The organism is [Borrelia] turdi (assembly GCF_030439285.2).
In the GTDB taxonomy this organism is placed as follows: domain Bacteria; phylum Spirochaetota; class Spirochaetia; order Borreliales; family Borreliaceae; genus Borreliella; species Borreliella turdi.
Map to the genome: position 1 here is coordinate 26159 of NZ_CP179625.1, position 8842 is coordinate 35000.

Annotated in this window: 8 protein-coding genes and 4 pseudogenes; 1 reads left to right on the top strand and 11 read right to left on the bottom strand. The window is 39.4% G+C overall.

The window, feature by feature from the left end; translation table 11 throughout:
- Positions 1-255: 255 nt before the first annotated feature.
- From bdr to QIA31_RS06005, 11 genes and pseudogenes are all read right to left on the bottom strand, one after another.
- Positions 256-467: pseudogene (gene bdr, locus QIA31_RS05955) on the bottom strand (Bdr family repetitive protein); the annotation flags it as partial.
- 1678 nt (positions 468-2145) lie between these two features.
- Positions 2146-2490, bottom strand: a complete 345-nt coding sequence (locus tag QIA31_RS05960; protein WP_418905473.1) for a variable large family protein — start codon at positions 2488-2490, stop codon at positions 2146-2148.
- A 16-nt stretch (positions 2491-2506) separates the two neighbouring features.
- A pseudogene (locus QIA31_RS06275) lies at positions 2507-3105 on the bottom strand (variable large family protein); the annotation flags it as partial.
- A 21-nt stretch (positions 3106-3126) separates the two neighbouring features.
- Positions 3127-3660: pseudogene (locus tag QIA31_RS06280) on the bottom strand (variable large family protein); the annotation flags it as partial.
- On the bottom strand, positions 3608-3880 hold the full coding sequence (locus QIA31_RS05975) for a variable large family protein (RefSeq protein WP_418905464.1): 273 nt from the start codon (positions 3878-3880) through the stop codon (positions 3608-3610). The gene QIA31_RS05975 and the pseudogene QIA31_RS06280, both read right to left, overlap by 53 nt.
- Before the next feature lie 11 nt (positions 3881-3891).
- Positions 3892-4620: a variable large family protein gene (locus QIA31_RS05980; protein ID WP_418905465.1), complete on the bottom strand. Its 729-nt coding sequence runs from the start codon at positions 4618-4620 to the stop codon at positions 3892-3894.
- Positions 4601-5101, bottom strand: a pseudogene (locus tag QIA31_RS05985) (variable large family protein); the annotation flags it as partial. The pseudogene QIA31_RS05985 and the gene QIA31_RS05980, both read right to left, overlap by 20 nt.
- A gap of 37 nt (positions 5102-5138) precedes the next feature.
- The gene (locus QIA31_RS05990) at positions 5139-6515 is read right to left on the bottom strand and encodes a variable large family protein (protein WP_418905466.1); all 1377 of its coding nucleotides are present in this window, start codon (positions 6513-6515) and stop codon (positions 5139-5141) included.
- On the bottom strand, positions 6512-6838 hold the full coding sequence (locus QIA31_RS05995; RefSeq protein WP_418905467.1) for a variable large family protein: 327 nt from the start codon (positions 6836-6838) through the stop codon (positions 6512-6514). Before QIA31_RS05995 ends, QIA31_RS05990 begins: the two co-directional genes overlap by 4 nt.
- Entirely contained in the window at positions 6786-7562 is a 777-nt protein-coding gene (locus tag QIA31_RS06000) for a variable large family protein (RefSeq protein ID WP_418905468.1), read from the bottom strand. Before QIA31_RS06000 ends, QIA31_RS05995 begins: the two co-directional genes overlap by 53 nt.
- Before the next feature lie 56 nt (positions 7563-7618).
- Entirely contained in the window at positions 7619-8002 is a 384-nt protein-coding gene (locus QIA31_RS06005; protein WP_418905469.1) for a variable large family protein, read from the bottom strand.
- Between the two features lie 424 nt (positions 8003-8426).
- Between QIA31_RS06005 and QIA31_RS06010 the strand changes: the two genes are divergently transcribed.
- A complete protein-coding gene (locus QIA31_RS06010) occupies positions 8427-8807 on the top strand; it encodes a variable large family protein (protein WP_418905470.1) in 381 nt (126 codons plus the stop codon).
- Positions 8808-8842 lie beyond the last annotated feature (35 nt).

Here is an 8842-nt window from a genome sequence, read left to right on the forward strand (position 1 = left end):
AGAAATATGCTTTGAAAAAACTCTGCTTTATTAAACTTGGTTTTTTTGAGAAAGTTTTTTATAAAACTTTCTCAAAAATCTATACTCTTAAGCTCGGAATTTCTCAATCACCTATGACTTTATTTGCTAATTAATTTTTTATAATAAAAGCTCTTCTTCAATGTTTTCAAATAAACCATATGAACTACTGCTTAAAAAGCAATTAATTTACACTTCTTTTTTAAGAGATTGTGCTAAATTAAATATGTCTTTTTATAAATTCTTTTCTAAGCAAGAAATCTCAGAAATAAGGTTATCGAACCTTATACCGAATTGTTTTTCTAGATTTTCCAAATCTCTATATGTAAGCTCATTGTTATAATATCTTTTTGACAAATCTTGGGCTATTAACTGTTTCATTCCCAGTCTCAGAAACTCTCTGTATTTTGATCTTCGGTAATATTTGTCGTTGCTAAAACCGCTTTCATAATTCACTCACCTACTATATATACTAACATAAATCAAAGTCAAATATCGGAACATTTCCTTAAAAATCTCATAAAGCAGATATAATGCACGCAAACTAAATATATTTTCATATTATCCCTCTTTATGAGAAAAACTTATATCACTTTATTAGGCTCACTGCCCACCTTACATTCAGTTTTTAAAAAAATTATTTTATTCGTTGATATTTTGGCAATTTATCTTGATAATTAAAAATTAAAAACAAATAAGTACTTAAAGATCTAAGCGCTTTATATCTAATAAAATTTATTTTTTTAAAACTCTTAATATCAATGCTTGGTGAACTTTCTAAACCATCAAAATAACTTTGTACATAATATATTAGCCCCAGAATCATAAAAAAAAACTGCTTTATTCCCTTCATTGTCATTAACTTGAGACATACACCGAAGCTTTGCTTTCTTTTTTTAAAAAAAGTATGTCTACTTTAACATCTGACTCATTAATGACTTATTTGACTTTTCTTGTTGCAACTTTTTTTGATTGATCCCTACATTTTCTGCAAGTCTTAAAAAGACATCTACTTACTATTTTTTATCTTTTTGATGATCATCTTCAAAATTTTTAGCCACATAATTTTATTTTTGGCTTTACTTGTCAAACTCATTAACAATGATTAATATCGCAAAAAAACAAAATAATAGAGTTCATAGATCCCACCAAAACACTTTTTTAATAACTCTTATCTTCTTTAATTATTGAATCACAAACAGATTATTTTCCAAAAGCATTACTATTATTTTTTTCATATAACTTAAAATCTCCTTATTGGTTTATAAATTCTGTGATTGTATCAGTTATTAGACTTGTAAACAAAAAAGGCTAGCAAGCCATCAATTGCTTAGCTTAACCTTCTAAGCTGCTTGCCTTAAAGTCCTTAAATTTCTGATTTAGCTCCTAAGAAATGTTACTTATTTCCCAAGTCTTCCAATTTAGTTTTTACATTTAATACTATCTTAAATATCCCCCACAACTAATGACAAATTGTAATTAGACATCACAATCAAAAGTATCTCTATTTCTTATTTTATTGCTAATAACCTGAGAAATGAGAAAGCCTATCTACTATTTATTTAATTAAACCATTCAATTCTCCATTATTTATTATAAATTAAAAAGCATCCGTTATTTTTTATAAACCAATAGCCATATAATTTATATGGTTGATTCATCTAATGTCTTCTTCTAGTCATAGAGTTTCTATGTGGGAGCTTCTAAGATTTGATATACCACCATTACAACACTTACAAAAAATCAAGTAAAATTGATCATAACCACTCTACCACAAAAGCAAACACAAATAGTAATTATAAATCTAATAAAATGCAAGCTATTTTTTATTATTATAAACAGCTTAAAGTGGCTCTTTTAAATTTTAAAAAGTCTTTTTTATTAATTACTAAAGATAATTAAACTTGTAAATAAAATTACACGTATTGAAATTAAATTTGAAATTTCCATTAAATTATATTTAATGGCACCTAAATATCTAAAAATGAAGGATAAGTGTATGGGAAATAAAATTTTTTATATTTCAGTAGTTTTAATTGTAATAGTTGGTTGCGACTGGGGGACTATTAAAGAAAAAAGTACAGAAATTTCCGAGCTATTAAGAACGGACAAAGATAAGACTAAAAATCAAGATGGAATAGAATTGGATGAAGATAATTTTGTATCTAGAAATAGCTTTAATATCTGCTCGCCACTAACCCCACTAACAGCCGTCGCAGTCTTGCTGGCATCTCCAGCATTTGCACCACCACCATTGCCAAACAACTTCCCTGCATCCTTGCCAGTATCAGTATTAGCATCTTTAACATCATCCAACTTTCTACCAGTAGCCTCAACAATCCCCTTTATCCCCTTAGCAATTCCATTGACACTGTCTTTATTAGCAGCACCACCATTATTCTGAACAACAACATTCCCAATGCTATCAGCGCCAAACTCAACTTTCGCAACTTCCTTACTAGCGGTTATCAGATTTTTCCATCAATTTAACAGCACTCTCAACAGCATTCTTCACACCCCCCTTTCCATTATTATCATCATCAGCATTCTGCAACCCAAACTTCCCATCTTTAGCCATCCCCCTCAGAACAATAGCAGCCGCAATCTGATCATCCTTTTTCATCCCCTCCGTATTAAACGCTGCCGCAGCAGCACCAGTCCCAATAGCAGCCGCAATCGGATTTGTTGCAGCAGCAGCCGCAGCACCATTCTGCTGCCCATTACCAGCAGCCACAACAATCTGCTTTAATATCTGTGCTCACCACTAACCCCACTAACAGCCGTCGCAGTCTTGCTGGCATCTCCAGCACCCGCAGCACCACCATTGCCAAACAACTTCCCTGCATCCTTGCCAGCCTCAGTAGTAGCATCTTTAACATCATCCAACTTTCTACCAGCAGCCTCAACAATCCCCTTTATCCCCTTAGCAATTCCTTTGACACTGTCTCCATTAGCAGCACCACCACCATTATTCTGAACAACAACATTCCCAATGCTATCAGCGCCAAAATCAACTTTCTCAACTTCCTTACCAGCAGTTATCAGCTTCTTCAGCTTCTTAACAGCACTCTCAACAGCATTCTTCACACCCCCCTTTCCATTAGCATCATTAGCAGCATTCAACCCAAACTTCCCATCTTTAGCCATCCCCCTCAGAACAATAGCAGCTGCAATCTGATCATCCTTTTTCATCCCCTCCGCATTAAACGCTGCCGCCTCACCAGTCCCAATAGCAGCCGCAATCGGATTTGTTGCAGCAGCAGCCGCAGCGCCATTCTGCTGCCCATTACCAGCAGCCGTAACAATCTGCTTTAATATCTGCTCACCACTAACCCCACTAACAGCCGTCGCAGTCTTGCTGGCATCTCCAGCACCCGCATTACCACCATTGCCAAACAACTTCCCTGCATCCTTGTTAGCCTCAGTAGTAGCATCTTTAACATCATCCAACTTTCTACCAGCAGCCTCAACAATCCCCTTTATCCCCTTAGCAATTCCTTTGACACTGTTTCCATCAGCAGCAGCAGCCTCAGCCTGAGCAACAACATTCCCAATGCTATCAGCGCCAAACTCAACTTTCTCAACTTCCTTACCAGCGGTTATCAGATTTTCCCAGCAATTTAACAGCGCTCTCAACAGCATTCTTCACACCCCCCTTTCCATTATTATCATTAGCATTCTGCAACCCAAACTTCCCATCTTTAGCCATCCCCCTCAGAACAATAGCAGCTGCAATCTGATCATCCTTTTTCATCCCATTCGCATTAAACGCTGCCGCATCACCAGTCCCAATAGCAGCCGCAATCGGATTTGCTGCATTAGCAGCCTTAACACCATCCTGTTGCCCTTTACCAGCAGCCACAACAATCTGCTTTAATATCTGCGCTCACCACTAACCCCACTAACAGCCGTCGCAGTCTTGCTAGCAGCTTCAGCATTCGCAGCACCATTATTGCCAAACAACTTCCCTGCATCCACGCCATTCTCAGTATTAGCAGCTGTAACATCATCCAACTTTCTACCAGTAGCCTCAACAATCCCCTTTATCCCCTTAGCAATTCCATTGACACTGTTTCCATCAGCAGCACCACCATTACCCTGAGCAACAACATTCCCAATGCTATCATTGCCGCCAAAATCAACTTTCTCAACTTCCTTATTAGCGGTTATCAGCTTCTCCGGCTTCTTAACAGCACTCTCAACAGCATTCTTCACACCCCCCTTTCCATTAGCATCATTAGCAGCATTCAACCCAAACTTCCCGCCTTTAGCCATCCCCCTCAGAACAATAGCAGCTGCAATCTGATCATCCCTTTTCATCCCCTCCGCATTAAACGCTCCAGCATCATCAGTCCCAATAGCAGCCGCAATCGGATTTGCTGCAGTATCAGCCGCAGCGCCATTCTGCTCCCCATTACCAGCAGCCTCAACAATCCCCTTTATCCCCTTAGCAATTCCTTTGACACTGTTTCCATCAGCAGCAGCAGCCTCACCCTGATCAACAACATTCCCAATGCTATCAGCGCCAAAATCAACTTTCGCAACTTCCTTACTAGCGGTTATCAGATTTTTCCAGCAATTTAACAGCACTCTCAACAGCATTCTTCACACCCCCCTTTCCATTAGCATCATTAGCAGCATTCAACCCAAACTTCCCATCTTTAGCCATCCCCCTCAGAACAATAGCAGCTGCAATCTGATCATCCTTTTTCATCCCCTCCGTATCAAACGCCGCTCCAGCCTCATCAGTCCCAATAGCAGCCGCAATCGGATTTGTTGCAGTATCAGCCTTAACGCCATGCTGCTCCCCATTACCAGCAGCCGCAACAATCTGCTTTAATATCTGCTCACCACTAACCCCACTAACAGCCGTCGCAGTCTTGCTAGCATCTCCAGCATCCGCAGCACCATTATTGCCAAACAACTTCCCTGCATCCTTGCCAGTATCAGTATTAGCATCTTTAACATCATCCAACTTTCTACCAGCAGCCTCAACAATCCCCTTTATCCCCTTAGCAATTCCATTGACACTGTTTCCATCAGCAGCACCACCATTAGCCTGAGCAACAACATTCCCAATGCTATCATTGCCGCCAAAATCAACTTTCTCAACTTCCTTACTAGCGGTTATCAGATTTTTCCATCAATTTAACAGCACTCTCAACAGCATTCTTCACACCCCCCTTTCCACCAGCATCATCATTAGCATTCTGCAACCCAAACTTCCCGCCTTTAGCCATCCCCCTCAGAACAATAGCAGCTGCAATCTGATCATCCTTTGTCATCCCATTCGCAGCAAACGCCGCTCCAGCACCAGTCCCAATAGCAGCCGCAATCGGATTTGCTGCATTAGCAGCCTCAGCACCATTCTGCTGCTGCTCCCCTTTACCAGCAGCCGCAACAATCTGCTTTAATATCTGCTCACCACTAACCCCACTAACAGCCGTCGCAGTCTTGCTGGCATCTCCAGCATTCGCACCACCATCATTGCCAAACAACTTCCCTGCATCCTTGCCAGCCTCAGTAGTAGCAGCTGTAACATCATCCAACTTTCTACCAGCAGTCTCAACAATCCCCTTTATCCCCTTAGCAATTCCTTTGACACTGTCTCCATCAGCAGCACCACCATTACCCTGAACAACAACATTCCCAATGCTATCAGCGCCAAACTCAACTTTCTCAACTTCCTTACCAGCAGTTATCAGCTTCTCCAGCAACTTAACAGCACTCTCAACAGCATTCTTCACACCCCCCTTTCCATTAGCATCATCAGCAGCATTCAACCCAAACTTCCCATCTTTAGCCATCCCCCTCAGAACAATAGCAGCTGCAATCTGATCATCCTTTGTCATCCCATTCGCAGCAAACGCTGCCGCTCCAGCACCAGTCCCAATAGCAGCCTGAATCGGATTTGCTGCATTAGCAGCCGCAGCACCATTCTGCTGCCCATTACCAGCAGCCGCAACAATCTGCTTTAATATCTGCTCACCACTAACCCCACTAACAGCCGTCGCAGTCTTGCTAGCATCTTCAGCACCCGCAGCACCATTATTGCCAAACAACTTCCCTGCATCCTTGTTAGCCTCAGTAGTAGCATCTTTAACATCATCCAACTTTCTACCAGCAGCCTCAACAATCCCCTTTATCCCCTTAGCAATTCCTTTGACACTGTTTCCATCAGCAGCACCACCATTATTCTGAGCAACAACATTCCCAATGCTATCATCGCCAAACTCAACTTTCTCAACTTCCTTACCAGCAGTTATCAGATTTTCCCAGCAGTTAACAGCACTCTCAACAGCATTCTTCACACCCCCCTTTCCATTAGTATCATTATCAGCATTCAACCCAAACTTCCCGCCTTTAGCCATCCCCCTCAGAACAATAGCAGCTGCAATCTGATCATCCTTTGTCATCCCATTCGTATTAAACGCTGCCGCATTATCACCAGTCCCAATAGCAGCCGCAATCGGATTTGTTGCATCAGCAGCCCTCACGCCGTCCTGTTGCTGCTGCCCATTACCAGCAGCCGCCTGGCATCTTCAGCACCCGCAGCACCACCATTGCCAAACAACTTCCCTGCATCCTTGCCAGTATCAGTAGTAGCAGCTGTAACATCATCCAACTTTCTACCAGCAGCCTCAACAATCCCCTTTATCCCCTTAGCAATTCCATTGACACTGTCTCCATTAGCAGCAGCAGCAGCCTCACCCTGAACAACAACATTCCCAATGCTATCATTGCCAAACTCAACTTTCTCAACTTCCTTACCAGCAGTTATCAGATTTTCCCAGCAACTTAACAGCACTCTCAACAGCATTCTTCACACCCCCCTTTCCACCAGTATCATCAGCAGCATTCAACCCAAACTTCCCATCTTTAGCCATCCCCCTCAGAACAATAGCAGCTGCAATCTGATCATCCTTTGTCATCCCATTCGCAGCAAACGCTGCCGCATCATCAGTCCCAATAGCAGCCTGAATCGGATTTGCTGCATCAGCAGCCGCAACACCATGCTGCTGCCCATTACCAGCAGCCGCAACAATCTGCTTTAATATCTGCTCACCACTAACCCCACTAACAGCCGTCGCAGTCTTGCTGGCAGCTTCAGCATTCGCATTACCACCATTTTTGCCAAACAACTTCCCTGCATCCACGCCATTCTCAGTAGTAGCATCTGTAACATCATCCAACTTTCTACCAGCAGCCTCAACAATCCCCTTTATCCCCTTAGCAATTCCTTTGACACTGTCTCCATTAGCAGCAGCAGCCTCAGCCTGAGCAACAACATTCCCAATGCTATCATTGCCGCCAAACTCAACTTTCTCAACTTCCTTACCAGCAGTTATCAGCTTCTCCAGCAAGTCACTAACTTCTTTAACAACACCCCCAATGGCACTTCCTGTATTTTTTTCTTCTTCTGAGTTACTTTCTCCTTTAGGTAATCCGTCAATACCTTTTTTTGTATCTTCTAACTTTTTAACCATAGAAGAAAAATAATTTTTTACATCAGATTTTTTTGGGTCAGCTTTAAGTCCAAACACTTCTGCAACTAATCCTCCAAAAGAGTTGAATACATCTAAGAATCCATGTCCTAGATCTATAAGCGACTGGTAAAATCTATTTGTTGCATCGTTATTGTTAGCGTTATCAGCTTCTCCAGCAAGTCACTAACTTCTTTAACAACACCCCCAATGGCACTTCCTGTATTTTTTTCTTCTTCTGAGTTACTTTCTCCTTTAGGTAATCCGTCAATACCTTTTTTTGTATCTTCTAACTTTTTAACCATAGAAGAAAAATAATTTTTTACATCAGATTTTTTTGGGTCAGCTTTAAGTCCAAACACTTCTGCAACTAATCCTCCAAAAGAGTTGAATACATCTAAGAATCCATGTCCTAGATCTATAAGCGACTGGTAAAATCTATTTGTTGCATCGTTATTGTTAGCGTTATCAGCTTCTCCTGCATTGTTTTTGCAATTCATATCTCAATTTTTTTTTAAAATTTTTTATAAAAGAAAATTTTTGATAAGTTTATAATCAAATTTTTTTTAAAAAAATAACTTTGTCATTTATAACATTTAAAGTTAAATTTATTAATTATTATTTATAAATTTAACTTTAAAATTTAAAGAGACATCTTGAATGAATTGAATGGGTATACTTTTAAAAAAGTATTTCTGTCTCTTTGTTTTTATTTTGAATTATAATTAGTATTATTAATTAGTAATTTGATTAAATTACTAATTATGTGTTCTTGTAAATCAGCTTTAACAAGTGTAAGTGTTAAAAAATTTAAAACTATTCTTTGTTACAAAGAATAGTTTTAAATTTTTTAACACTTACACTTGTTAAAGCTGATTTTTGATATAAGATTATATCTTATATTTTTCAATTAAGGAGACTAATATGAAGAAAATATCAAGTGTAATATCTTTAGTAGCTTTTCTTGTTTTTATGAATTGCAAAAACAATGCAGGAGAAGCTGATAACGCTAACAATAACGATGCAACAAATAGATTTTACCAGTCGCTTATAGATCTAGGACATGGATTCTTAGATGTATTCAACTCTTTTGGAGGATTAGTTGCAGAAGTGTTTGGACTTAAAGCTGACCCAAAAAAATCTGATGTAAAAAATTATTTTTCTTCTATGGTTAAAAAGTTAGAAGATACAAAAAAAGGTATTGACGGATTACCTAAAGGAGAAAGTAACTCAGAAGAAGAAAAAATACAGGAAGTGCCATTGGGGGTGTTGTTAAAGAAGTTAGTGACTTGCTGGAGAAGCTGATAACTGCTGGTAAGGAAGTTGAGAAAGTTGAGTTT

What these genes read in the sequence shown, in the direction of transcription:
- QIA31_RS05980 (WP_418905465.1), bottom strand. Translation starts at nt 4,620, where the DNA reads ATGCTGTTGAGAGTGCTGTTAAATTGCTGGAAAAATCTGATAACCGCT.
- QIA31_RS05995 (WP_418905467.1), bottom strand. Translation starts at nt 6,838, where the DNA reads ATGCTGTTGAGAGTGCTGTTAAGTTGCTGGGAAAATCTGATAACTGCT.
- QIA31_RS06005 (WP_418905469.1), bottom strand. Translation starts at nt 8,002, where the DNA reads ATGAATTGCAAAAACAATGCAGGAGAAGCTGATAACGCTAACAATAAC.
- QIA31_RS06010 (WP_418905470.1), top strand. Translation starts at nt 8,427, where the DNA reads ATGAAGAAAATATCAAGTGTAATATCTTTAGTAGCTTTTCTTGTTTTT.